This window comes from Idiomarina sp. X4, assembly GCF_002808045.1.
Classification (GTDB): Bacteria; Pseudomonadota; Gammaproteobacteria; order Enterobacterales; family Alteromonadaceae; genus Idiomarina.
The window spans coordinates 122,591-147,784 of record NZ_CP025000.1; the positions used below are offsets into that span (position 1 = coordinate 122,591).

The 25,194-nt window shown below is 45.9% G+C and carries 30 protein-coding genes; 4 read left to right on the forward strand and 26 right to left on the reverse strand.

Going from position 1 to position 25,194, the window contains the following annotated elements:
- Nucleotides 1–86: 86 nt before the first annotated feature.
- On the forward strand, nt 87–653 hold the full coding sequence (gene smrB, locus CWC33_RS00665) for an endonuclease SmrB (protein WP_100690381.1): 567 nt from the start codon (nt 87–89) through the stop codon (nt 651–653).
- Here smrB and sixA read toward each other — a convergent pair.
- Genes sixA through CWC33_RS00680 form a run of 3 tightly spaced genes read right to left on the reverse strand, consistent with a single transcriptional unit; the run spans nt 650 to nt 1,924 of the window.
- On the reverse strand, nt 650–1,132 hold the full coding sequence (gene sixA, locus CWC33_RS00670; protein ID WP_100690382.1) for a phosphohistidine phosphatase SixA: 483 nt from the start codon (nt 1,130–1,132) through the stop codon (nt 650–652). The genes smrB and sixA overlap by 4 nt on opposite strands.
- Nucleotides 1,129–1,488, reverse strand: a complete 360-nt coding sequence (locus tag CWC33_RS00675) for an RnfH family protein (RefSeq protein ID WP_053952744.1) — start codon at nt 1,486–1,488, stop codon at nt 1,129–1,131. The genes sixA and CWC33_RS00675 overlap by 4 nt, the downstream gene beginning before the upstream one ends.
- A gap of 1 nt (nt 1,489) precedes the next feature.
- Nucleotides 1,490–1,924, reverse strand: a complete 435-nt coding sequence (locus CWC33_RS00680; protein ID WP_100690383.1) for a type II toxin-antitoxin system RatA family toxin — start codon at nt 1,922–1,924, stop codon at nt 1,490–1,492.
- A 108-nt stretch (nt 1,925–2,032) separates the two neighbouring features.
- On the opposite strand from CWC33_RS00680, the gene smpB reads away from it, so the two are divergent.
- Entirely contained in the window at nt 2,033–2,512 is a 480-nt protein-coding gene (gene smpB / locus CWC33_RS00685; protein ID WP_053952746.1) for an SsrA-binding protein SmpB, read from the forward strand.
- A gap of 16 nt (nt 2,513–2,528) precedes the next feature.
- On the opposite strand, the gene CWC33_RS00690 is transcribed toward smpB, so the two are convergent.
- The 16 genes from CWC33_RS00690 to queE all read right to left on the reverse strand — a co-directional run bounded on the left by CWC33_RS00690 (nt 2,529) and on the right by queE (nt 14,826).
- A complete protein-coding gene (locus tag CWC33_RS00690; RefSeq protein ID WP_100690384.1) occupies nt 2,529–3,794 on the reverse strand; it encodes a type II toxin-antitoxin system HipA family toxin in 1,266 nt (421 codons plus the stop codon).
- Between the two features lie 6 nt (nt 3,795–3,800).
- Nucleotides 3,801–4,082: a helix-turn-helix domain-containing protein gene (locus CWC33_RS00695; RefSeq protein ID WP_100690385.1), complete on the reverse strand. Its 282-nt coding sequence runs from the start codon at nt 4,080–4,082 to the stop codon at nt 3,801–3,803.
- Between the two features lie 85 nt (nt 4,083–4,167).
- Nucleotides 4,168–4,620, reverse strand: coding sequence for a hypothetical protein (locus tag CWC33_RS00700; RefSeq protein ID WP_100690386.1), 453 nt, complete (start codon nt 4,618–4,620; stop codon nt 4,168–4,170).
- A complete protein-coding gene (locus CWC33_RS00705; RefSeq protein ID WP_232709810.1) occupies nt 4,577–4,963 on the reverse strand; it encodes a DUF192 domain-containing protein in 387 nt (128 codons plus the stop codon). The genes CWC33_RS00700 and CWC33_RS00705 overlap by 44 nt, the downstream gene beginning before the upstream one ends.
- On the reverse strand, nt 4,963–5,481 hold the full coding sequence (locus CWC33_RS00710) for a type II secretion system F family protein (RefSeq protein WP_100690388.1): 519 nt from the start codon (nt 5,479–5,481) through the stop codon (nt 4,963–4,965). Before CWC33_RS00710 ends, CWC33_RS00705 begins: the two co-directional genes overlap by 1 nt.
- A gap of 271 nt (nt 5,482–5,752) precedes the next feature.
- Entirely contained in the window at nt 5,753–6,601 is an 849-nt protein-coding gene (locus tag CWC33_RS00715) for a type II secretion system F family protein (RefSeq protein ID WP_100690389.1), read from the reverse strand.
- A complete protein-coding gene (locus CWC33_RS00720) occupies nt 6,583–7,806 on the reverse strand; it encodes a CpaF family protein (RefSeq protein ID WP_053952751.1) in 1,224 nt (407 codons plus the stop codon). Before CWC33_RS00720 ends, CWC33_RS00715 begins: the two co-directional genes overlap by 19 nt.
- Nucleotides 7,784–9,013 carry a type II and III secretion system protein family protein gene (locus tag CWC33_RS00725; protein WP_100690390.1) on the reverse strand — a complete coding sequence of 410 codons (1,230 nt, stop codon included), beginning with the start codon at nt 9,011–9,013 and terminating at the stop codon, nt 7,784–7,786. The genes CWC33_RS00720 and CWC33_RS00725 overlap by 23 nt, the downstream gene beginning before the upstream one ends.
- Nucleotides 8,998–9,705 (reverse strand): Flp pilus assembly protein CpaB, encoded by a 708-nt coding sequence (cpaB, locus tag CWC33_RS00730; protein WP_053952753.1) that lies wholly within the window; start codon nt 9,703–9,705, stop codon nt 8,998–9,000. Before cpaB ends, CWC33_RS00725 begins: the two co-directional genes overlap by 16 nt.
- 184 nt (nt 9,706–9,889) lie before the next feature.
- Nucleotides 9,890–10,396: a hypothetical protein gene (locus CWC33_RS00740; RefSeq protein WP_100690391.1), complete on the reverse strand. Its 507-nt coding sequence runs from the start codon at nt 10,394–10,396 to the stop codon at nt 9,890–9,892.
- Between the two features lie 34 nt (nt 10,397–10,430).
- The gene (locus CWC33_RS00745; RefSeq protein WP_100690392.1) at nt 10,431–11,495 is read right to left on the reverse strand and encodes a hypothetical protein; all 1,065 of its coding nucleotides are present in this window, start codon (nt 11,493–11,495) and stop codon (nt 10,431–10,433) included.
- Nucleotides 11,496–11,766: 271 nt separating this feature from the next.
- A complete protein-coding gene (locus tag CWC33_RS00755; RefSeq protein WP_100690394.1) occupies nt 11,767–12,045 on the reverse strand; it encodes a hypothetical protein in 279 nt (92 codons plus the stop codon).
- A 2-nt stretch (nt 12,046–12,047) separates the two neighbouring features.
- A complete protein-coding gene (locus tag CWC33_RS00760) occupies nt 12,048–12,584 on the reverse strand; it encodes a hypothetical protein (RefSeq protein ID WP_100690395.1) in 537 nt (178 codons plus the stop codon).
- A complete protein-coding gene (locus CWC33_RS00765) occupies nt 12,571–13,743 on the reverse strand; it encodes a pilus assembly protein TadG-related protein (RefSeq protein WP_232709811.1) in 1,173 nt (390 codons plus the stop codon). Before CWC33_RS00765 ends, CWC33_RS00760 begins: the two co-directional genes overlap by 14 nt.
- Before the next feature lie 43 nt (nt 13,744–13,786).
- A complete protein-coding gene (locus tag CWC33_RS00770) occupies nt 13,787–14,062 on the reverse strand; it encodes a Flp family type IVb pilin (RefSeq protein ID WP_100690397.1) in 276 nt (91 codons plus the stop codon).
- A 92-nt stretch (nt 14,063–14,154) separates the two neighbouring features.
- Nucleotides 14,155–14,826, reverse strand: coding sequence for a 7-carboxy-7-deazaguanine synthase QueE (queE, locus tag CWC33_RS00775; protein ID WP_100690398.1), 672 nt, complete (start codon nt 14,824–14,826; stop codon nt 14,155–14,157).
- A gap of 63 nt (nt 14,827–14,889) precedes the next feature.
- On the opposite strand from queE, the gene queC reads away from it, so the two are divergent.
- Nucleotides 14,890–15,549, forward strand: coding sequence for a 7-cyano-7-deazaguanine synthase QueC (gene queC / locus CWC33_RS00780; protein WP_100690399.1), 660 nt, complete (start codon nt 14,890–14,892; stop codon nt 15,547–15,549).
- Here queC and nagZ read toward each other — a convergent pair.
- Nucleotides 15,546–16,550: a beta-N-acetylhexosaminidase gene (gene nagZ, locus CWC33_RS00785; protein ID WP_100690400.1), complete on the reverse strand. Its 1,005-nt coding sequence runs from the start codon at nt 16,548–16,550 to the stop codon at nt 15,546–15,548. The genes queC and nagZ overlap by 4 nt on opposite strands.
- Nucleotides 16,551–16,700: 150 nt before the next feature.
- On the opposite strand from nagZ, the gene CWC33_RS00790 reads away from it, so the two are divergent.
- The gene (locus CWC33_RS00790) at nt 16,701–18,041 is read left to right on the forward strand and encodes a S41 family peptidase (RefSeq protein WP_100690401.1); all 1,341 of its coding nucleotides are present in this window, start codon (nt 16,701–16,703) and stop codon (nt 18,039–18,041) included.
- Between the two features lie 19 nt (nt 18,042–18,060).
- Here the strand turns inward: CWC33_RS00790 and CWC33_RS00795 are convergent, their stop codons facing one another.
- From CWC33_RS00795 to CWC33_RS00820, 6 genes are all read right to left on the reverse strand, one after another.
- Nucleotides 18,061–20,400 (reverse strand): acyl-CoA dehydrogenase, encoded by a 2,340-nt coding sequence (locus CWC33_RS00795; protein ID WP_100690402.1) that lies wholly within the window; start codon nt 20,398–20,400, stop codon nt 18,061–18,063.
- A gap of 63 nt (nt 20,401–20,463) precedes the next feature.
- Nucleotides 20,464–21,090: a TetR/AcrR family transcriptional regulator gene (locus CWC33_RS00800; protein WP_100690403.1), complete on the reverse strand. Its 627-nt coding sequence runs from the start codon at nt 21,088–21,090 to the stop codon at nt 20,464–20,466.
- A gap of 82 nt (nt 21,091–21,172) precedes the next feature.
- Nucleotides 21,173–22,666 carry a TrkH family potassium uptake protein gene (locus CWC33_RS00805; protein WP_100690404.1) on the reverse strand — a complete coding sequence of 498 codons (1,494 nt, stop codon included), beginning with the start codon at nt 22,664–22,666 and terminating at the stop codon, nt 21,173–21,175.
- Nucleotides 22,667–22,668: 2 nt separating this feature from the next.
- The gene (gene kdsA, locus CWC33_RS00810; RefSeq protein WP_100690405.1) at nt 22,669–23,511 is read right to left on the reverse strand and encodes a 3-deoxy-8-phosphooctulonate synthase; all 843 of its coding nucleotides are present in this window, start codon (nt 23,509–23,511) and stop codon (nt 22,669–22,671) included.
- Nucleotides 23,512–23,526: 15 nt separating this feature from the next.
- Nucleotides 23,527–24,798, reverse strand: coding sequence for a DUF819 family protein (locus CWC33_RS00815; RefSeq protein ID WP_100690406.1), 1,272 nt, complete (start codon nt 24,796–24,798; stop codon nt 23,527–23,529).
- Nucleotides 24,799–24,818: 20 nt separating this feature from the next.
- Nucleotides 24,819–25,193, reverse strand: coding sequence for a SirB2 family protein (locus CWC33_RS00820; protein WP_100690407.1), 375 nt, complete (start codon nt 25,191–25,193; stop codon nt 24,819–24,821).
- Between the last annotated feature and the right edge of the window lies 1 nt (nt 25,194).

Here is a 25,194-nt window from a genome sequence, read left to right on the forward strand (position 1 = left end):
GGCTGTCTCCTGAACAACGAATGTTTTATACTGACGGTCTTTATTGGTGTTAAAGATACCTTAATTTTACTCGGTTTTCATTATTCATGGTCGCAAAGAAAGGCTCTTCATCCTCGCTCTCAGAAGACGACATCGCGCTTTTTCGCGAGGCGGCTCAGGGCACAGCTCCCATTGAGCAAGACAAGCGACCACCCGAGCCACCCAAAGTCTCCGAATTAAAACGGCGCAATACATGCAGACAAAGCAACAGCCCTCAGGACATAGCCGCCGCTAGCCGGGAAGCCAGCCAGTATTTCTCGGACGGTTTTGAAGCGCATTTCAGTGAAGGTGCTATGCAATTTACTGCCGACGGTGAGTCGACTTACTTAACCAAACAACTACGCCGCGGCGACTACACGCCTGAATTACTACTGGACTTACATGGCATGACCTTAGCAACCGCCCGCCAAGAGCTCGCCGCGTTGCTTATTGCCTGTGAAAAAGAACGTATTGATTGTTGCTGCATTATGCATGGGCATGGCAGCGGTAAGTTAAAGCAACAGGTACCGCACTGGTTAGTCCAACACCCGTTGGTCAGAGCCTTTCATCAAGCACCTCGTGAATGGGGCGGCGACGCCTCGTTACTGGTATTACTTCGCGTTCACGACAACTAACCCGCGCATTTGTCGGCAATCATTAACTGCTGAAACTTACCCGTTAAGGTTTCCGGAGAAAATTCAATAACCGCAATACCGGCGGTAGGGAAAATAGGTGGTTGTACACTAGCGTCCAACTCGTGCACTAAATAACTTACTAACGGCATATGAGACACCAGCACCACGCTTTCATAGCCATGCGTTTCAATTTCTGCCGCTAACCAACTGACCACCGCTGCGGCATGGCCGTCAGGTGTAATTGCGTCACAGTCTTCACGATGCTTGGTTTTTAGCTCTGAAAACAATACCGTTGCGGTTTGTTGCGCTCGTAAATACGGACTCACAAAAACACAATCCACCTCACGATGAAGCTCTGTCAGCCACCGTGTGGTAGTGAGTACTTCACGCTCGCCCTCGGGTGTCAGGCGGCGTTCTCTGTCTGAATAGCTTCCTTTCGGGTAGTGAGCCTCTCCATGACGCATTATGTACAGCTTCATTCGGGTTTCGACTCCTGCGCTTTGCGCTTAGCATCCGGTCTGCCACCGGTTACTTTGTCAGCTCGTCCAGACTGCTTTGCTTCCTCGGCGCGGCGCTTGCGTACCGCTTTCGGGTCAGCAATGAGCGGGCGATAAATTTCAATGCGATCGCCGTCTCGCGGCGTGGCATCTAATTTTGACGCCTTATTCCAGATACCGACTTTCTGAGTGCTAAGATCAATCTCCGGAAAGTGCTCTTTAATACCCGACTGTAAAATACACTCTTCTACCGTTGCGCCCTCTTGCGGATGCACTGTCAGAATAAGCTGCTTTTCGGGTGTGGCATAAGCCACTTCTATCGTCAGAGTGTTCGCCATGTTAGTTTCCGTATACCTGGTCTGCGCGCTTCACAAAGGCATCGACCATTCTCGACGTCACTTCACTAAAAATTTTGCCAAACGCCATACCTAAAAGTCTGTTAGAAAACTCAAAGTCTAATTTCAGCTCCACTTTGCAGGCGTCCTCTGACAACGGTTTGAACACCCAGCCGCCGGTCAGCTTTTTAAAAGGACCGTCAACAAGCTCCATGTCAATGCGCTCTGGCTTTACCAATCTATTGCGCGTTGTGAAGGTTTTCTGAATGCCGGCTTTGCTTATTTGCAGCGACGCCACTTTATAGTCGTCATTTTGCTCAACCACGCGCGAGTCCGCGCACCCCGGAACAAACTCCGGGTACGAGTCAATATCGTTAACCAAGTTGAACATTTGCTCTGCACTGTATGAAACTAACGCACTTTTTTCGATACTGGGCATGTTTTTCTCTACCGCTAAAATTTGACTGCGCAATAATAACGCAACCAGATATGCTTTGAAGCCCTTAAAGCAATTTTCTTTTCAGTGTGCATAGGTATAATAGCCCTTATGAGCAAAAAGAAACTAAAACAATCGTCTAATACCATCGCGCTGAACAAAAAAGCCCGCCATGAATATTTCCTCGAAGACAAATTCGAGGCAGGCATTAGTCTGCAAGGCTGGGAAATTAAAAGTATACGCGCCGGTAAAGCGAACATAAGCGACAGCTACGTCATTATTAAAGACGGCGAAGCCTATTTACTGGGTGCGGAAATACAGCCGCTGAACCAGGCGTCTTCGCACGTGTACTGCGAACCCGACCGTAGCCGTAAGTTGCTGCTAAAACGCCGTGAGCTCGACAAACTGATTGGCGCCGCCGAGCGCGAAGGCTACTCCATTGTGGCAACCGCCATGTATTGGAAAGGTCCTTGGGCCAAGCTGGAAATACACCTGGCCAAAGGTAAGAAGTCTCACGACAAACGCGACACCGTGAAAGAGCGTGACTGGCAACGCCAGAAATCACGCATACTGAAGCATTCGGTGCGTTAATACTTAAGTTTAAGCGTCAACCAATTCGAAAATCTGAATGCAACTTACGCCAATGCTCTTTGAGCACCTGTTGACTGGACTCCAGCATAGGTAACTCATTGAGCATTGTTGGCCACAACTCTCTTGCTTGCTCTATAGTTTCATTTAAGTGAACCGCTATAGGTTGCCATGGCACATCTGCACGCTCCGCCCACTTTTTAAAGGTTTCCATATTGGTTTCATACCAATTTTTAACTTTCGCCATATTAAGCGCCGCCCCGCTTTCACCTTTTACATAAGGCAAGGTAGACACAATATCGTACGCCGGTGATAACTGAGGTGTTATGCCGTCGGGGTATATCAACGACCAATTTTTAAGATGCGCATCACCATTTGCGAGTAAAACATTCACCAACAAACGCTTCGCCATTTTCTGAGCATTCTTTAAACCTTGCGGGCTGTGCAGGTAAATAGCGTTAACGATTTGCTCGTAGTTCTTCTTCTCATATTTCTCATGAGAATACAGCTCAAACACCTGAGCGAAGTCCTCAGTATGTATGCGTTTGCCCTGACTGCGATCGAACCGTCGTATCGCATAGGCATACTCCTCATCAGGCAGCCGAATGTCGGGTAGGTTGTGCAACTGAGTCAGTTTCACTAACTGTATTTCCGGTATGTCGATACCCACTGACTCTGCTAACCGCATAGCGGTGTATTCGTTCGCCGGCACTTGCTTGTAAACATTAGACGGTACTTTAATAATCCAGCTGTCGGTATTGTCTTCCTCATTGATATTAAAACGCTTGTCAGCTGCTCTTACCGACGAAAATTTCATTTGAATGCCTGCGAGTGACTGCTTGCTTATGGTTTTGTCGATATTAACTTGTACAGCTTCTACTTGCTCTCTATGAGCAAGTGCCCAAGCCGGTAACTCTCCCGCTGCGATAGGAGTCGCTTTAAGTGCGCCCGGAAGATTCGCACCTAAGTGAACCATAAGCGGAAACTCATTTTCCGAGTGGACTTTCAGCTCGCGACTAATGAATTCTCGTAAGGCGCCCTCGGGGAGCAAGTTTGACAATACTGGTGACAAGCGTTGAGTGCTCACCTGAGGGAGCTCAAAATAGTTCTCACGTATTAGTTGAGTGAAACTAACTATTGGACGGTCATGTTTATCGAGCACGGCAAAGTCAGGAGAAAAACTAAGAATGTTTTTCCCTCCTGTGTAATGCGTCAACACACCGACTTCTTGATCATTCAGTGTTATTTGAAGCCCTTCGACTTTTTCTACTCTCATGCTCGCCATTGGCGATTAGTCCTCTAAATGCTTTTGATATTTGTCCCAAGAGTCATACTCGTTATAAACGGTTTCCGGCTCTCTAACCTCTACTAAATTAGTATCTTTAAACTCCAGCTCTAACTCTAACCCGGCCAGTATGCGCAACAGGGTCGACAGTCGAATATCTTGCCCTGCCTCCACCCGTTGATACTGCTGCTGGGACATACCAATAAGCAGGCGCATGTCTTTTTGAGAGAGATTCCTTTTTTTTCTTTCTTCAACGAGCTTTGTTGAAATGGCTTTTAACGTTTTCATTGAGCTGTACCTTTAGCATGCTTCTTAACCCAAGGTACAACTTATTAATTGTTAAATCAATAAAATACAACTTATATACTTATAGCTATTGAGCTCCTATCTCCTCAATAGATAGCTTTTGTAGAGCTAAAAGATCTTTCAGGAGTCCATCTAATTGACCATCAGTTTCTTTAAGCTGAACCCGGGCATCCATTAACGTGTTGGTTGTCTGCCTAAGCTGGTTCAGTGCAAGATTAAACCAGATATCGTTATTTGATGAATCGAACTCAAGCGATCGCAAATAAGCCTGCTCGCTGGCTTCAAAGCGGTATTGTCTAAAGTAGAGATTTCCTAGTAAAGCCCAACTCTGAGAACTAGCTAGCCCTTTACTATGAAGCCATTGAATGTGATGCTCAGCCGAGTCCAAGTCACCGGCAGAATACCAAGTTTTCGCTTGTTGGAAGCTCTCTAAGCTCTGCTTTTGTTGTTCAACAGTGGCACTGCAGCCACTGAGGCTAACAACTAAGGTTAATACTGCAATCGAAGTGATAATTTTCACGAGGCGCTCCTTGCTTTTTATTGAATATGACAGGCTTTCCTAGCCAGGATTCTAACGGCCAGTAACTACTGGCGACCGTTTCTATTAGACTGTGTGCTCCTTTAAACCAATGAACTTCATTGGGACAGATAAAGCGCCGTACTTCCATTATGCATTGCTGTTTATCTAATGCGATAACGTCTATCGGTTCCTTCATCCCCCAAGTATGAATCGATTTGCAATAAGGGAACCAGTAAGCCATATCCGACGTTGGCTGGTCCTCTCCTAACATCCCTATTAGTCTCTGGTGAAACTTCGACATTTTTCGAACATCAGTCCATAAAATGACTGGTTGCTCTTTCATTATGTGAACCCTCCCTGGCTCATTTGTAAAATGATAGGCCCTAAGATGACCAAAAAGTTAACCGGAAAAAAGCAGGTCACTAGTGGAAACAATAGTTTTACCGGTGCTTCCTGAGCCCGCTTTTCAGCGCTATTAAGCAGCTCCTGACGCAACTGGTGAGCAAAAAACCTTAAGGGTTTAGTGAGGCTAGCTCCCTGTTGGTGCCCTTTAACTAGCATTGTTACCCATTCTTTAATCGGTTTCGCATCACAACCATCAGATAATGCTTTCATTGAGGCGTCAAAACCATTACCTCGACGTAACCTCTGTACAACAGTATTTATTTCAAAGGCTAACAGCCGCTCACTGCATGAGTCTGCAACTTTTTCCAACGCGAGAATTAATGGAACTCCGGACGCCATCATCATTGAAATCAGGTCGCAAAAATCCGGTAGTTCCTTAACTAGGTTTTTATTTCGTTTTAGCCATAACGTTCGTCTTTTGTTGAAGACCATCAATAAAATGAGAGCAAAAAACATAAACACCAAAGGCTCTGTATTTATGATAGAGGTAGCAGCGCTTATCGCAGCCAGGAGTAGCCACACAAAAAAGATATGTGTGATTTATTACCTACAAATCTAAGAAGCAAGTAACGTTCGACAACGACTTTCAGTTTATCCGGCACTCTCTGCCATAAACTGTTTGTTTTTCTGTCCAGAAAAGAACTTAACTGAAGATAACTCCATAATTTATATGTACCAAAGAAAACCGCTACACTGACGAAAAATACCAATATAAAAAGTAACAACATTAATCATCATCCGGATTCATGATTTTTTTGACCATCCACCCGCCTAAAATCATCAATAACAAACTGGCAGCGAGCATTCCCATACCAATAAACGACTCAGTAAAAACAGCAGTGTGATTAGGCTTTATCCATCCTAATAAAAAATACAAACCAGCTGGCATTAACACGAGAATCTTCGCCTGCATTCTTGCTTGTGACGTTAATGTCAGTTGCCGTTCTTTTATATGTTGTTGCTGTTGAATATTTTCCGCCAGCCTCAGGAATATATCGGATTGCTGTCCGCCACTTTTCAGCCCCAGCTTTAATGCTTGAGCAACCAGTTTGACGGAAAAGACGGGGACCCGACGCTGCCAGTCATCAAGACACTCTATGAAAGGCCGCCCAACCTTTTCCTGGCGAAGCATTTCATCAATTTCTTGCCCAAGCGGAGGCTGCATACTGCCTTTAAAGCTTTTAAAAGCAGTGCTGACACTGGCACCGCTGCGGATTTGGTTGCTCAAGCTAATGAGCATACCGGGCAATTGTTTCTCTAACTTCTCGAACCGTTTCTTTTTAAGAAAGCGATACATGAAAGGCGGTGCAATTAACGTAAGAACAAAACTACAAATAGCCCACAAAACCGGGGAAGTAAGCCAAACAATAACTGGCAGAATAACTAACAATAGCAAGTAACCACGAACCAGCCAGCTAACCGGAAGGTTAAGAAAAAAGTCTTCCAGAGAGCGAACGGTTGATAGCTTTAACTTGTTCTCGAACTCCTGATACTTGTCTGGTGTCGCATGTGAAAATAGCCAAAACCAACAAGATACAGTCAGAGTAATAAGCAGTACTAAAAAGACGATATACATGATTCATCACCCATCAGGGTTTTAAACAGGCTTTCTCGAATATCATCCGACTGCTGCTCTGCAAAGCGACACAACGTTTGATTACTGGTCAGGGAATGTTCTGCGCTTTCCCGACTAAACAACGGCGACATTTGTAAAACGTCGTCATCAATACCCGTGAGCTCATCAATGCTTACAACTAACCGTCGTCCATCGGGTGCTCGGGCAATTTGCACGATAATATCTACAGCACTTGATATTTGTTGCCTCAAAGCGCTGACTGGTAGCTCTATTCCACCCATTAAAACCATAACTTCCAGCCGTCTGAGCGCATCACGGGCACTATTTGCATGAACTGTGGAAAGAGAGCCAGCATGACCGGTATTCATTGCCTGTAACATATCCAAGGCTTCTGCACCTCGACACTCACCTACCACTAATCTATCTGGCCTCATTCGCAAAGCGTTGATCACCAATTCTCGAATACCCACATCGCCGGTGCCTTCCTGGTTCTTAGGGCGAGACTCCAGGCCAATTAAATTGTCATGATTTAACTGTAGCTCCGCAGCATCCTCAATGGTTAAGACGCGCTCCCCTTCAGGAATTTCGTGCGACAGAATATTGAGCAACGTCGTTTTACCAGTTCCCGTGCCCCCGGACACTATAATGTTTTGCCTGCAACGTACCGCCAGCTTTAAGAAGTCAGCCGCTTGCTGAGTCAAAGAGCCGCTGTTTACCAAATCGTTAATTCCTAATGACTGTTTAGAAAATTTCCGAACAGTAAGACAAGCACCTTTTGTCGCCAGGGGCGATATAACAGCATTAACACGAGAGCCATCAGGCAAACGGGCATCGACCATAGGAGAAGCATCATCAATATGTCGGCCTAACGGCAAAACAATGCGATCAATTGCTCTTCTTAGTGCATCTTCTGAGGTAAATACCTCAACCGCTTTTTGTAATTTACCGCTGCGTTCGACAAAGATTTTATCGTAACGGTTGACCATTATTTCACTGACGGAATCATCGGCTAAAAGCCTTTCTATAGGCCCTAAACCAATAACTTCAGCAATAGCGTCTTCAATGACTCTGGGGTCGAAGTCAGAGACTTCTTGTAGAAAGCGACGCGCATACTCACGCAGCCCTGTTTCGTCCAATGCTTCAATTTGACTGTCGCGAACATCAAGACGGTTTCGCAGAGTTTCAATGGCTTGTTGTATTTTCATGAACCAGCTCCCTTAGTTGTAATACTGACTCGTCCTTGAACCAGTTATTTCTTTCTTCCCGTTTTTGCTCTTTATCTAAACGTCGTTTGTCAGCCGATGACATTTTTTCAGCAGTAACCATAACCACAAGCTCAGTTGTTTGCTCCCGGTGTTGCTGACTGCCGAATACTCGATTCAACCCCGGTAGCTCTCCTAAGCCCGGCATTTCATCCGACTGGTTAGATTCATCCACGTTTAATAAGCCAGACAAAACCATAGTGTCGCCGTCTTCAGAGAGAAACACAGATTCAGTACGTCTGGTCAAAATACCGGGGACTCCCGCCACAGAAACCGCAGGATCAATATTACTCAGTTCGGCACTTAACTTTGTTTTAATGCGCCCATCCTTTAAAACAACAGGTTCAACTATGAGTCGAATGCCATACTCACGGAAAGTCACATCTTGCATACCCTGGGCAACGACTTGAGGAATGGGAAGCTCACCCCCGGCCAAAAAGCTGGCTTTCTCGCCACTCTGAGTAGAAAGCGTTGGGTTGGCCAAAAGTTTCGCTAGACCATGGCGTTTCATAAACATGAGCTGGGAGGCGATATCAAGCTCCCAGTCAAATAAACCAGAAACTGCGCTTGATATAGATGGCCCCTCTGATGCACCTTGCCAGCGAATACCAATATCTTCCAAAGCCTGTCGCTTTGTTTCGAGTATATTTACTCGCAACGTCAGCATTGGCTCTTCACTCTTTTGCATAGAGGTTAAATTCATTATATTCGAATCCCCCTGAGCTAACGCCTTAATGAGGTTATAGGCCTTGGAAGAAACCGAGCCTGAAAGTACCATAAGACCATTGCGCTCTTCCAAATGAAGCCCATCTTCAACCGCAGACAATGCTTTAATTCGCTCTTTCAGTACCCCTTTACTTGACGGCGCAACAGTTACTAAAATCTTTTTGCTTTTGTCGCTATGCTTAAGCCAGACATCTGTACTGCCTACACTCACCGCTTTAAGAATGATTTGCTCATTACTGAGGAGCTTCGCTTGTACGATATTTTCATCACTAACGAGCACGTTAGTCCCTGGCAAAATATTAATTGAAGTCGAACCACCTAACTCAATAACGTGGCTATCAATATTATTAGCTAGAACATTAAAAGCCGATAAAACTAAAAACAGACAAGTTAGCGCTCGTGTGTACTTTAATATGCCGTCCATGACATCACCTTTGAAGTTAAACTTTCCGTGTTCCAAACATCTTCTCTCGAACTCGACGAACTTCTTGCCCAGACCAGCATTCCACTGCCCATAGCCCGGGTAAATTCGTCAACATCGTCTGGCTTGATAAGTAAAGTCAACGCGTAGCTTCCATAGCCATCGTTAAGCCCATGAATATCGAACACCTCAATATTCTCGAACGACTCGGTCGCGATACCGCTTTCAAAGTGTTCACCCACAAATGCGATATCAACAACATCTCCAGGCTTCAATAAAGCATTGTGAAGCCCCAGGTTATCGGTGCTAACTGTAATTGCATAATGCCCATCGGGCAGCTGACGCGACAAACCGGTATTTTGCTGGTTTAATAAACCTCGCTTTGATACAGGCTCTCCTTTACTTCCATCTACTCTAAGCTCCTGACCAATAATGAGACCGGCTTCGTTTTGTAAGAACCAATTATGATTAATTAGATGGCTAGGATATTGCCGAACCAACAAATCTTTTGCCGATACAATTGTTCCTGCAGTTAAATCGTTAGCGAAAACCACAACAGAGTGAGTATCAGCTGATGCTTGCTCCACACGGCGTTGAGTTTCCGTGTTGAGGTATTCATTAATCATGAAAACAGTAATTAAAGAAATAATTAAACTAAAAATGACTGCAAATATCCCTTTTGCTTTTTTACTCACGAACCCCCTCCTGGAATGAGCACTAAATGACGCCAGATAAAATCGTAAAACTCCCTGACTCTATTCCCTGTCTCTATTAAATAATCAATAACTGACCAGTTATCTTCTACAACAACCAGCGCTAACATGACGAGTATCGAAAGAAGCATCCATTCAACCGATGCCTGGCCGCGTTGGTACGCCGTCATATCACATGAACCATAACGACATATTCGCCTTGCTGAGAGAATACCAATCGGCCTAAGCCATCCTTAAACTCCCAAAGATCATTTGGCATCTCTATGGAACGAAAAGAACGTATTTTCTGGCCGTATTTAAGTTTTAAGATCTTTTGCACATCACCCAAGCTGTAGTGCGATACATAAACCCAAACTTCCTTGCCATTTTGTTCGGTCTGCGACAACACGAAAAATGGGCCAACTAACTTAGCTCCTTCGATATCCGTAGTAATAATTTTACTAAGAACCCATGTGTCATCTGTTCCTTTAAAAAAGGTCCAGTTTTTATTCTCAATTTGGCATAACCAAAAATCGAACTTATTGCGGTCGCAATATGGATAAAAGTCTTTTAGAAGTTCCCAGTCTGGTATTTTCGGATTTTGTAAAAAGTAGGCTTTCGCACCGGTATTATTTGCTACCGGCATTTGCGTCCACTGCCACTGATCAAACCCCGTTGGAATATCAGCAATCATAAGTTCCCTCTTAGTTTGCTCGTTAAGTTTCGCTCTAATTAGGGCTTTTGGGAATCGTGTGAACTATCACAATACTTTTTCCTTCCTGAGAAAAAGTCATACGACCCAAGTCTCCTTTAAAGTGCCAAATATCATTATTTTTCTCGACTGACTCAAACGACTGAATATCCTGATTATGAAAAAATAGAAGCATATCTTTAGTATGCTCCATATCGCCCCAGACTATATATGCCCATACCTCTGCTTCAACGGAATCATCGTAATAAAGTTTTATTGGTTGCGTTTCCAAAATACCTTCGGGGGCTCCGCTTTCTAACTTGGTTAAAATCCACTGACCGTCTTTTCCCTCATAAAACCGCCAGTCATCCTCTCCAATGTCGCAGACCCAAACCATGGTTTTTCCACCTGGGCAAAGTGGATACTGAAAGTCTATTCGATCCCAATTTGGCTCATATGGATCTTCCAAGTGGTAACCAACAACATAATCATTTAATGAACTTATCGGTTTTATACTCCATGACCACTCATTAAAAAGCGGAGGAAGTTCACTTTCATTAGTATTGTCAGGTTTCCCTAGCGTTGAACTGGATGCCCCGCCTTTTGAAACTTTGTGAGTAATAATCACGCTCTCACCCTGCTGGGAAAATGTAACCCGCCCCATTTCGTTATCCAGCGTCCACACATCATTCTCAGTTTGAATAGATACGGTAGATTTAACGCTCTGAGCATGCTCAAGTTGCATAGCAGCTTTAGAAGCCCGCATGTTAAGTAGAGAGAAGTAACCCCATACTTGTTCATTATCATTTTCAACGAAGTGAAAGGGAATCATTGGTCCAGTTATTGAAGCTTCCTCTTGCTCTACAGGAACTGATGCTAACACCCATTGTCCATCGCCATTCTGATATAGTGTCAACTCTAACCCGTCGGCTACGCACAACCATACAGATGTGTTATTCCCGAGACATCCAGGATATTCATCATGAACGTCTTCCCACACGGGTTCGGCTGGTGCTTCAAGGTGGTAAGCAACTATACTTTCAAGGGAACTGATTGACTGTTGACTCCACGACCAGTCATCAAATACATCTGGTAAATCCATTTATAAATCCATTTTTTGCTTATAAGTTCAAAATTAATGGTTACTGCTTATTTATCGACGGTGTGAACAAGAATGACGCTTTTCCCTTTCTCTTCGAAAGTTACCCGACCCATTTCCCCCTTGAAATTCCATACATCGTTCTTCGTTTTCTTTGATTCAAAAGAGTCTACTTTCTGGTTATAGAAAAAAAGCAAACTTTCTTTAATAGACTCAATTTCTACTGGCGAGTAATACACCCATTTCTTTTCATTCTCGGTTTCAATTTGATCTATTAAATAAACTCCGCCACTAAAAACCTTGGGACCGATAAAGCTTCCTTTTTAACAAATACCCACTGACCTCTTTCAACTTCAAAAATCGTCCAATCATACTCATCACCTTTACAGATCCAACGCCTATCTTCACCACCTGCGCATGCTGGATAGTAGCTTTTTAAACTATCCCAGTCCGGAGTGGATGGTTCTTCAAGATAAAATGCGACTATATTATCTAGTGAACTAATTGATTGCTGGTTCCACGACCAATCATCGAGCAAATCAGGTAAATCCATTACTACCTCTCTATTAATGCATTTTCAGGAACTACATCAGAGTCAATATGGCCAAAAATTAACGAATCTGACTCTAGCTCTTCTGCTAGGAAAATTCTGCCAAGACCATCCTGAATTATTTCAGTTATTGGGCCTGATAAAATTTGATTTACGACCAATGAAGCTGGTCTAGAAACCAAATCACTTTTACTTTTTGCTTCCCAGCTATCTGTTAACCTAGCCATTCGGTAAATTGAAACATCCGACGTGTCTGTCATTCTCAAATTGTTTCCATTTAAATTAACTGAAAGAAGTCTATCAATTGGTTCAAATACAAGCTCTAAATCGTTATTTAAACTGTATCGTCCGCTAAGCTTTGTTTTTGCTGAATTTCTTAGCTTCTCCCAAGTGACTTCCCGTGACAGCTTCAAGGAATCAATTTGTTCGGTAGAGGCTGGTAACAGCTGCTCACTTACTGAAACAGTAATAACAACAAGAACAGTTAAACCCAATAAGCATTCTATAAGTCCTTGCCCAATTTGCTTGTTAATTAATTTCATGACCAATCAAAGCTATCTTATCCGCAGAGCTTAAAGGTTTAAGTTTCGCTTCCCATAAAGCATTAAATAAATTGTCACTCTCTATATTTAAATCAGTTCTAGGGAAAACAGACTTAGGTCTACTAAAATCGGTTGTAGCTTTTGCATAAGCTACTTGCCCACCAACAGTCACTTTTACAATCAACGAATCCATACTCGAACTTAAGAAGTTTCTTAAAACCGCATAGCTAAATGCGCTTTGCTCAACCCTTAGGGAGCCCATTTGTGCTAAAGCGAAACTTGATGAAATAGAATTACTTCGGAATGCACCTCCGTAATTAGTTCTCTCAGATCTACGCCGGTTTTGAGCTTTTGCTCCCCACCCCATGGGAAGTATTTCTTCGTGCCCACCTATAAGCCACTCCCGTTGATGCAGAGAAACTGAATCTAGAGCATGCCAATCCCAACCTCCGTCACTGTCGCGAGCTAACTCGGTTCCACCGCGCTTCGGTATTTTGTAACTATACAAGTCGACCCAATCATAACTCCTAGACCTACTAAACGGGTCTAAACTTTTAATAGTGAGTTCTTCAAAAAACTTTGAGCTATCTTCGTTGCTCGTAGATTTATGATTCACTTTCCCAAGCCAAAGTAGAGGAAATGCAAAAACACCGCTACCTTGGTAAGCGCTCCAATTAATATCGCCTGAGTGCTCGGACACTACATCGTTGATTAACAGAGGTAGCTCATAATAAAAGCTTGCATCAAGTGCTTGCTGAGCAACGGATATCCCCTGGACTACCAGAGCCTGAAACGCAACCAAACGACTCGCCACTTCCGCAAAGCTCTCCTCAATACGTTCAACAATCATCGATATCGCACGAGTTATTTGAGCTACGTAAGGAATAAAAGAGGTAATGGTTTCAAGGTTTTCGGCGGTGCGATCCAACATGGCCAAATAACTTGCCAGGCCAACCCACTGAGCAATTGCAACTTGGTTTCCTATAAGCGCTCGGTTGGTAAGAGCCATGAAGTTCATCTGCCGCGACATCGCTACTGCGGCACTGTATGCTGCGTTGTCAGCGACACTTTGCAGATAAAACTGCTGGCGTGCGTGTTTTCCCATGTCAGTCACAGCAAAGAGCAAACTTGTGACTAAGAGCAAAACGCCGGTCATCATAACCAACGTTTGCCCTGTTTGCTTTTTTCGAAAGCCAAACATTTTAGTTATCGCCCTGTTCGGTAGCCTCGTCATAATTACCGAGGGTGACGTCCGTATTGGCTACAGTTCCGGCACGTCGGGACGATTGTCTGGCTCTGTTGAGTTGTTGACTAGATGACTGCCCGGTCATTTCCTGGGCCAGGCCGGCAACTTGGTTTCGTATGGCTTTTCCAAACAATGAATAGACGCCAATTGCAGCAACAGCAATAAGCGCAACAATGATGATGTATTCGGTCATTCCCTGACCGCGACTGCGTGAAATGAATTTCCGTTTCATAAAACCTCCTGTCAAAATTTGCCTTGCTTGGCGAGTTAGGACAGGAAGTATAGATCGACTTTCAGAGGGTCAGAGCACGAGTAGTCAATGTCTTACTCTATATTAAGATATTTATGCATCTGCACGGACAAACGCCAGTTGCGTTCAATGCAGGTTTGCATGGCTAGTTCGGTGGCACGCGGACGCTGGCTTATGGGTTGTAGGCAAATAATAGCGTCGGCTTTGGGTGGGCAACGTTTTAGCAGTGAGTCTAAAGCGTCTATGTGTTTTTGCATGGCAACCGGATGTTTTATTTCATTGGCGCGTGCCATGCAGTCGGGGCGCACCAGGTAGCCGCCCGGCATATCCAACTTCGGAGACACCGTTACCCAGGTGTTGTCAGTCACTTTTAGCTCAAAAGTACCGCTGGTTTCTATTTGCAGCTGGTAGCCTTTGGCTTCCAAGGCTTCGCCTAGCGGCAGCAAGTCGAACATAGCGGGCTCACCGCCGGTTATTACCACGTGTTTGGCGGCGTAACCTTCTTGCTCAAAGCGTTTTACTATGTCTTCGGCGGTCATTTCTGCCCATTTTGACGAGGCTTCGGTTTTTGCCATCATCTCGTCGACGCTGACTTTGTCGCTGTCGTTGGTTTCCCACGTGTGTTGGGTGTCGCACCACGGACAACCCACGGGGCAGCCTTGCAAGCGCACAAATATGGATGGCACACCAGTAAAGGTGCCCTCGCCCTGCAGGGTCTCGAAAATTTCGTTGATGCGGTAAGACATAGCTTTCGTTAAAATGGCTTCTATTAAGGTGGATAGACCGCAGATTATACGGAGAGTTACAGCATGTCGCAAAAGGTCGTTGTTATTTATTCAGGTGGAATGGACTCGTTTACGGTGCTGCACAAAGCATTGCAGGAAGGCAATGAGGTGCTGGCACTGTCGTTTAACTACGGTCAGCGCCATGTGAAAGAGCTAGAAGTTGCCGCTAACGTCTGTAAACAGCATGGACTTCCGCATAAAGTGGTCGACATTACTGCCATTAACCAACTTTTATCTGGTAGCTCATTAACCGACGACATTGATATTCCCGAGGGACACTACGAAGAAGAGTCAATGAAGTCGACGGTGGTGCCCAACCGCAATATGATTTTGCTGTCGTTAGCCATTGGTTATGCAGTGTCTCAGGAAGCCTCTGCGGTATATTACGGCGCTCACTCAGGCGACCACGCTATTTATCCGGACTGTCGCCCGGAGTTTGTGCGCCAAATGGATGTGGTCAGTAAAATGGCCAATTACGAACCGGTAGCGGTTCATGCGCCTTATTTAGACGTCGATAAAAATGCCATTTTAGCAGACGGTCTGAAAATGGGCCTGGACTACAGCCAAACCTGGACCTGCTATAACGGCCGTGACAAGGCCTGTGGTAAATGCGGTGCCTGTGTAGAGCGGTTAGAGGCCTTCGCTGCCAACGGCGTTGAAGACCCCATTCCTTACGAAGCTTAATTAACCACCGAAAGCCAGCGCTGCGCTTGCTGCCAGCGCTCGGTGCGTTTCAACGCTTCCAAGCCTACCGCTGGTTCGCTCATCAGCATACGCTGCACACGCTGAGCACTCTCAGGCTCGGTTGCCGGAAGCTTTGCGTCAAGTACCTGTAAAGCCCCTGCTCTGTCATTACACACCAGTATCATATCGCAGCCTGCGCTCAGCGCGGCCAATGCGCGTTGCTGCATGTCACCCGCAACCGTGGCGCCTTGCATCGACAAATCGTCGCTGAAAATGGTGCCGTTAAATTGCAATTCATTACGCAGTATTTGCTGCAACCAGAACTCACTAAAGCCGGCGGGCTGTGGGTCAATTTTCGGGTAAATAACGTGCGCCGGCATGATGCCATCCAGCTTTTGGCTTAATGACAGAAATGGCTTTAAGTCGTGCGCACGAATTTGCTCTAACGTTCTCTCGTCTTCCGGAATGGCAATGTGTGAGTCTGCCTGCACCGAGCCATGGCCTGGGAAATGCTTGCCCGTAGACGCCATGCCGGCCTCATGCATACCTTCTATAAACGCCGATGCTAACTCAGATATCTCCGACGGCACGTCAGAGAACGCTCGGTCGCCTATCACTTCACTGCAGTCATCAACATCTAGTACCGGCGCAAAGCTAATATCAATGCCGACAGCCTGTACTTCTGCCGCCATGAGCCATCCTAAGTCTCGCGCTGCGCGGTGGCGTTCGTCCGCATTCTCAATGCGGCGTAACGATCCCATTGCCGGAATCGCACTAAAGCCCTCGCGAAATCGCTGTACACGCCCGCCTTCGTGGTCAACCGCAATAAGCAATGGTTTAGCGGCCGCCATACGTGCTTCCTGGGTTAACCGAGCCAACTGCTCAAGCGATGCGAAGTTACGTGTAAACAGTATCAACCCATTAACCGAGGGCTGCGCCAGTAGCTTTTTGTCTTCTGGCGTTAGCTCGGTGCCCTCAATGTCTATCATGACTTGTGCCATAACGTCGTTGCTCTCCGTCTGTGTTTAACGGTAAATAGTCAGTGTCGGCAGTGTGCCACGATGCAGTAAAAAGCGCCACGCTGGGTGTTCATCTTTTCGTTCTCTGTGCTAAATTGTAAATTAACATTTTTACAACACGCGAGACGCAGTATGACCTTTAAGAAATCTTTATTGCTACTGAGCATGACAGCGGCATTATCAGCCTGTGGTGGCTCTGACAGCAGCTCTGACACCGGCGATACGGGTGGAGGCTCCGGCTACGCCACTTGCTCGGTTGAAGACCAAAACCAGCGCTTTTTCAATTATATGAAAGAGGACTACTTTTGGGCAGACCAACTGCAGGACAGTATTGACCCGGAAGCTTTTGGCGATGTTTATGCGGTTCTTGAAGAGTTGCGCGTGCCGGAAGACCGCTACAGCTACATTTTAACCGAGGAAGAGTACGAACAGTTGTTTGTGAACGCCACCTACTTTGGCTTCGGTTTTTCGATGGAGCAGATAAGCGATACTCGCGTTAAAATTCGCTTTGTTTATAACGACTCCCCTGCTGCTACTGCGGGTATAGAACGTGCTGACGAGCTAATTGCCATCGACGATGTGCCGGTTTCTGAACTGCTTGCCAACGGCGAGTTTGATGATGCCCTAGGGCCAAACGAAGAAGGCATTAGTAAAACACTCACCTGGGAAAAGCCGGACGGTACCGAGCAAACCGATGTTCTCAGCAAAGTTGAAGTGGAAACCAACACAGTGATGGGTGCACAAACCACGGCACTCGATAACGGAGAAACCGCCGGTTACTTTACCCTGGACTCTTTCATTAACCGTACTGGGAGCGACTTAAACGAAGCGTTTGATTTGTTCGCTAACGAAGGCGTTGATCATTTAATTATCGATGTACGCTACAACGGTGGTGGCCTCATTCGTTACGCCAATCAAACCTCCAGTCAGGCAGCGGGCAATAACGTACTCGGCGAAACCTTTTTGACTTACCGCTTTAATGAGCAAAACAGCGATAAAAACGAAAGCCTCCAGTTCCGCTTAGTTGATGGCACTCAGCAGCTCGACTTAGATACGGTGTATGTTTTAACGACCGGCAGCAGCTGCTCTTCCTCGGAAATTATTATCAACTCTTTAAAACCTTACGTGAATGTTGTCACTATTGGTGAGAACACCTGTGGTAAACCTGTCGGCCAACAGCCTGAACAGTTGTGCGACAAAGTGACGTTCGCTATTAACTTTGAAACGGTTAACGCTGAGGGTGAAGGCAAGTATTACAACGGCTTGGCCCCTACCTGTGAGGTTGAAGATGAAATTGTCGCTAACTGGGGAAGCGAGCAAGATCCGCTAACTGGCGCAGCGTACAGCTATATTGAAACCGGCAGTTGCCCGGCTACAGCCAGTGCCAGCGCAGAAACGAAAAAGAGCGCTCAGCAGCGCTCTTTTGTAGACCCAGTGTTCAACTTAAAAGACAAACGTCGAACACTTTATTAAGTTGAAATGAATGCGGTGGTCAGTCTCTGACCGCCGCTTTTCTCAAGTCACCTTTTGCCGTGTAAAACTGGTTGTTTTCCAGAATGCCCGGCGCGAAGCTGTCGACACCAATAGCAAGCAGGCGCAGCTCTTCAGTCTCAGCCAGTTTATCGGCCGTTTCTTTATCCACTAGGCCTTTTTCTAAAGCCGCATCAGCAAGCTCTTGTCCATTTAAATTAAATGACAATTCACCGCGTTTCTGAGCCTTACGAAGCGTTTTATAAACCGACTTCATGTCCAGCATAGAGAGAAACGCTTTTTCCATGTGACCGGTTGGATCGTTTTTGTCGTCTTTCCAGTAACACAGGAACGTATGACGATCACGCGTGACGCCCGGCTCCATCATGCTCAAGCTAATTTCCTGCAGAGTGTCGTCTTTTGGCTTCTTAAAGTGATTACCCAACGGGAATATCACTAAACGCATCATCCAGGCTACCGCACGGTTCGGGAAGTTGTCGAAGAAACCATAGAAAGCTTCAGCAATACTGTGCAGATGATGCTGCAACGCGTAATGCACATACGGCAAGTCTGCAACCTGACGACCTTCGTCTTCAAAGCGCTTCAACACTGCAGAGCCCATGTATAAATGACTTAACACATCGCCGAGGCGCGCTGAAATCATTTCTTTACGCTTCAGGTCACCGCCCATCATCAGCATGGAAATGTCTGACGCTAACGCCAAACCACGGCTCATGCGACCCAGTTTACGATAATACTGCGCGGTTTCGCCGCTAACCGGAGACTCGCCAAAACGCGCCCCTGTCAGACCCAGCCATAAGCTGCCAAATACGTTGCTGGCGGCAAAGCCAATGTGTTTCATTAGCAAGCCATCAAACTCGCGCATACCCTCGTCTTCATTTGGGTTTGCGGCCGCTTGCATTTCTTTCAGAACGTACGGATGACAACGCGTAGCACCCTGACCGAAAATCATCAGGTTACGAGTTAAGATGTTGGCACCTTCTACCGTAATAGAAACGGGCGTTGCCATGTAATTGTGACCCAGGTAGTTATGCGGCCCCAATTGAATACCTTTACCGGCATGAATATCCATTGCGTGTTCAATAACTTCACGCCCCATTTCCGTCATGTGATACTTCGTCATTGCCGTCACAACTGACGGACTCATGCCCTGGCACAGCGATGAAATTGTTAAACGGCGCATGGATTCAAGAATATAATTAGTGCCGCCAATTTTACCCATTGATGACTGCACGCCCTCAAACATACCAATAGGAAGACCAAATTGCTGACGCACGTAAGCATACGCACCCGTCATACGCTGAGTCACATGGCCCGATGCCGTCGCCAACGCGGGCAGTGAAATACCGCGACCGGCTGACAAGCATTCGACCAGCATACGCCAGCCCTTACCGGCATACTCTTCGCCGCCGATAATCCACTTCAGGGGAATAAATACGTCTTTACCGTACGTTGTACCGTTTAAAAACGCCTGATTTAACGGGAAGTGACGGTCACCAATTTCGACGCCTTTGTGGCTGGTCGGAATAAGCGCACACGTAATACCAATATCTCGCTTGTCGCCCATTAAGTTTTCAGGGTCGTACAATTTAAACGCCAAACCAAGCACGGTCGCAGACGGCGCCAGAGTAATGTAGCGCTTTGACCAGTTAAGGCGAATACCAACCACTTCTTCGCCCTCGTGCTCGCCTTTACAGACGATACCTTCATCAGGAATAGATCCCGCATCAGACCCAGCTTCAGGACCCGTTAGGGCAAAACATGGAATATCGGTACCATCCGCTAAACGCGGCAACCAATATTCTTTTTGCTCTTTCGTACCATAGTGCGTCAGCAATTCACCCGGACCTAATGAGTTAGGCACCATAACCGATACTGCGGCGCTAATTGAACGGCTGGCAATACGCGACACAATGTAAGAGTTTGCCGCCGGAGAGAAGTCGAGACCACCATGTTCTTTACCAATAATCATGGCAAAGAAACGTTCCTTTCTCAGAAAGTCCCACACTTGTTTTGGCAGGTCTCTGTCCTGTTGAACAATTTTGAAGTCATCGATCATATCCAGCAAGGTGTTCAGCTGGTTATCAATGAAGTCTTGCTCATCCTGAGTCAGTTTCGGCTGCGGCATGTCCAGCAGTTTTTGCCAGTCAGGGCGACCTTTGAACAATTCACCGTCCCACCATACGTCCCCTGCTTCCATGGCTTCACGCTCAGTGTCAGACATAGGAGGCAGAATGCGCTTAAAAATACCAAAAACAGGTTTAGTAATAAGGCTGCGACGGATATCTCCGACTGCAAATACCAGTACCACTAAAACCAACAACAAAATGAGAATTTCCATGGTTATCTCCAGTGCACCATCAGAATAAAAGTGTAGTCAAAACTCCGTCTTACGACAGTTTATTTACGAATTTTCGAGTCCGCCCGAAACAAACGGAATAAGTTGATCAATGACATCCTGTGCGCCAATTTGCTGATTAAACTCGGCTTGCGCTATTTCGATAAGTGCCTGACCGGACACCTGAGCGAAAACAACCGAGCCTAATACAAAGTGCAGACGCCAGAACATTTGCTGTTCATCTAAATGTGGGTTTGTGCGCTTAAGCAGCTGCAGCAAATGTTGCAATACGTTGCCGTACTCTTGTTGAGTGTACTTGCGCAAATGCCCCTGAATTTCAGAATAAGCAAAACCCAAGAGCCTTAAAAACGTATCGGGGCCACGCTTGTTGATTTGGGTCAATTTAGCCAGTGGCAGTTTGAAGCGCTCAAATAATGCTTGAGTTTTAAGGTCTTTTTCGGCCTCGGCTTCTTTAAGCTGTTCTTCTAGAGCCGGCATAAAAACACTTAAATAGCGGGCAATAACCGCCTGTATCAGCGCTTTTTTTGAGCCAAAATGATAATTAACGGACGCCAGATTCACGCCCGCTTCGTGGGTGATCTGCCGTAAAGAGGTCTGTTCAAAACCATCTCGCGCAAACAGCGCTTCAGCGGCGTTGAGTATTTTCTGTTGAGTCGTAATGCGTGCTGCCATGATATAAATAAACGCATGATTTAAACATGCGTTTAATTTAATTCATGTCGTTTCAGCGTGCAAGTGTTCGCTGAAATTTATTTTAGTGCTTCCAGTAATGTCTATGAAATAAGATCAGTACCGTCATTATCTCCAAACGCCCTGCTAGCATGGCAAATATCAGCAGTAATTTGGCACCACCGTCCAGGCTGGAAAAGTTACCTGCGGGTCCAATAATTTCACCAAGACCAGGGCCAACGTTACCCACAGCGGATGCCGCTCCGGAAATAGCGGTTAGAAAATCGAGCTCAAACAATGACAAGCCAAGTGCAATAACCGCTATCAGTAAAAAATACATGAAGCAAAAGGCAACCATTGAACCCAGCAGTGAATCGTTAACTCGTCGTTCTTGGTACGTCTCAACCCGAACCAAATTTGGGTGAATGAGTTGGCTAAACTGTTTTTTAAGCAGTAACTGTGAAAGCTGGAAACGGAATATTTTCATACCACCGGCGGTTGACCCGGTACAGCCACCAATAAACATGAGGTAGAAGAAAACCATCAGGGACCAGCTACCCCAGTTGCCGTAATCTTCCGTCGCATACCCTGTCGTGGTCACCACAGATACAACATTAAATGCGGTATGCATGAGAGCGTCACCGACCTCGCGCCCTTTCACCACTTGCACCAAAGTAATAAGAACAATGGCGATCATTAAAAAGGTGACAAACGCACGTACCTGGGTGTCCTTCCAAAGTGGTTCATAATCCCCTTTTAGTACTCGAATGTAGAGCACAAAAGGTAATGCCCCCGCTACCATGAACAGTGTACCGGTTATAACCAAAAACGGAGTATCGGAAAAGTGACCGAAAGAAGCGTCATAATTCGAGAAACCGGCGGTACCTATGGTTGTCATACCATGAACAAAGGCGTCAAAGCTTGTCATGCCACCTAAAAGATACAACGCAACAACAGCAACCGTTAGTATCAGATAAACTCGACCAATGGCTAAAACCATGTGACTAGAGCGAGGCATAAATTTACCCGACATATCGGACGATTCAGCCTGGAATAATCGCATACCGCCAACCTGCAAAAACGGTAATATCGCCATAGCCATAACGATGATTCCGATACCGCCTAACCACTGCAGCATCGCCCGCCATAGCAAAACACTGGATGGCAGATCATCAAGTCCGGAAATAACGGTGGCTCCTGTGGTGGTAATAGCCGACATAGCCTCGAACCAAGCACTGGAAAAATCGAGATAAGGCTGGGCGAAAATAAACGGTAGCGTCGCAAAAAGGCTGGCTGAGACCCAACATAAGGTGGTTAACAGAAAGACTTGGCGCGCTCTTAACTTGGCGTCACCTACAGGTTGTAGAAAAAGCGTAACGCCAACAACCAAACCAATAATAGCGAGCGTTAAATAAGTCCACTGCTCTTTTTCTGCGTTAATAACGGCCATAACAAATGGTGCTAATAACGCCAAAGAGAGTAGCGCCAGCAAACCACCTACCGCTTTTAATAGAAGCTTCACCGCCTGACGTTTATCAAGCGGTGTTTGTTTAAGTGAGCTGCCGGCCTGAAGCGACATGATTAATTAGACGTATCCAGTGCACTGAATGACTTCACTAAGTCATCCACGGCTTTCATTTGTTGTAGATAACCTTCTAATGCGCGTAACGGCAAAGCGCAAGGTCCGTCACATTTGGCTTCATCAGGGTTAGGGTGTGCCTCAATAAACAAACCGGCAATACCCAATGCCATACCAGAACGGGCAAGCTGTGCCGCTTGTGCACGGCGACCATCAGCAGAATCACTACGCCCACCTGGACGCTGCAATGCGTGGGTTGCATCGAAAATAACCGGCGCCATGGTCTTCATTTCATCCATGCCCAGCATATCAACCACTAAGTTGTTATAACCAAAGCAAGAACCGCGCTCGCACAACATTATGTTCTGGTTACCGGCTTCCGCGAACTTGCTAATAATGTGCTTCATTTCATGCGGCGCTAAAAACTGAGGTTTCTTGACATTAATCATGGCACCGGTTTCAGCCATAGCAACAACCAAATCAGTTTGGCGCGCTAAAAACGCCGGAAGCTGGAGAATATCAACAACTTCCGATACCGGCTTAGCCTGATGAGGCTCGTGTACGTCGGTAATTAGCGGGACATTGAACTGCTGCTTGACGTCTTCAAAAATTCGCAGTCCCTCTTCGAGACCCGGTCCACGAAATGAGTGCACCGATGAGCGGTTGGCTTTGTCGAAAGACGCTTTAAAAACATAAGGAATGCCTAACTTATCCGTCACTTCAACGTAATGCTCGGCTATACGGAGTGCTAAATCACGCGACTCCAGTACATTCATTCCGCCAAAAAGAACAAACGGACTGTCATTGGCTATTTCAATATCGTTTAAATGTAACTTCGAAATCATGCTCATTCCTTTTGATTAACTGCCAACCACACGCAACACCTGGCCTGAGAAATACGCCATATAAGTCCCCAGCGCATAACCCATAACAGCCAACAGAACACCCACTGGTGCCAGTGACGGGTGAAACGCCGATGCTACCACCGGAGCTGAAGCGGCCCCGCCTACGTTAGCCTGACTGCCCACCGCCATGTAAAAAACAGGCGCACGTAAAATTTTAGCAACAAGCAGCATTAACGACGCATGAATAATCATCCAGATAGCGCCAATTAGGAAGTACTTTGGTGCTTCAACAATTTTTGTCACGTCCATGTGCAAGCCTATGCTTGCCACCAAAACATAGACAAAAACAGAGCCAATTTTAGAAGCGCCAGCCGCTTCCAGAGAGCGAGCGCGGGTAAACGACAACGCAATACCGCCCGCAGTAGCAAGAACAATAACCCAGAAGAACAAACTGTCTAAGCTAAACTTACTCAGAGCCGGGTAGTTCGTGCCAATAGCCGGTGCGATCCAGTCAGCCAATAAATGAGCTATACCTGCCACGCCGAAACCAACGGCTAAAATAAGCATTAAGTCTCTCAAACTGGGGTTACGAACGTGCTCAGCTTCGTACTTTTCAACCTTATGGCGAATGGCATCAATAGCTGAAGTGTCAGCGCCTGTACGCGCGTCAATTTGCTTAGCGTTCGCCGCCATATAAAGCAACACAGCCATCCATAAGTTAGCGACAATAATATCGACCGTTACCATCGCCGAAAAAATATCACCACCGACTTCATAAACTTCTTTCATAGCCGCCTGGTTAGCTCCACCACCGATCCAGCTACCGGCGATGGTCGTCATGCCACGCCAAACCGCATCTGGACCTGCCCCACCAAGCATTTCAGGAAAGATAAAAGAAACCAGCAGTAGTGCAATGGGACCACCGATAACAATACCGAAGGTACCGGTTAAAAACAGTATCAACGCTTTGGATCCCAGCCCCAAAATCGCTTTTAAGTCCAAACTCAACGTTAGTAACACCATACAGGCCGGTAGCAGATAATCCATGGTGATATCAGTTACGGCTGTCGCATTACCATCTACAATACCGAAAGTGTTCAACAACGATGGTAAGAAGTAACAAAGCAATAACGCGGGTACGAAGCGATAAAACTTCTTAAATGCCGGATGGTCACTATTATTGGTATAGAAAACAAAACCCAAAATGGCCATTAATAAGCCAATGATAACGCCATCGTTAGTAATTAGCGCACTCGTTTCTGTTACTGCGGTCTCCGGTGCTAACATACAACAAAATTCCTTTTTAACTAGCCAGCGATTAATGCTGTTTTTGACATAGCCACGTGCAATAAGAAGGCTATCCAGCCGCACGCACCAAGAAAACCTACCCAACGGGTTACAGCAGACTGACCCTTCATGGCAAAAATACCAAAAATAATGTAACCGATAACACCGATGACTTTATCCGTCAGCCAAGGCACTTGAATTGGGTACATACCAACTGTCACCATTATGCCAATGGCACTCGCCAATAATAGAGTGTCATTGATATGCGGTACCACTTTCAGCCATTTCTTTTGTAACGCAGGAGAATCCAACAACCGCAAAACAAAGCGGAATAGAAATAAAGTGATAGAAATAAAAACAAATAGAACATGCAGGTGTTTAAAAACAACGTACACA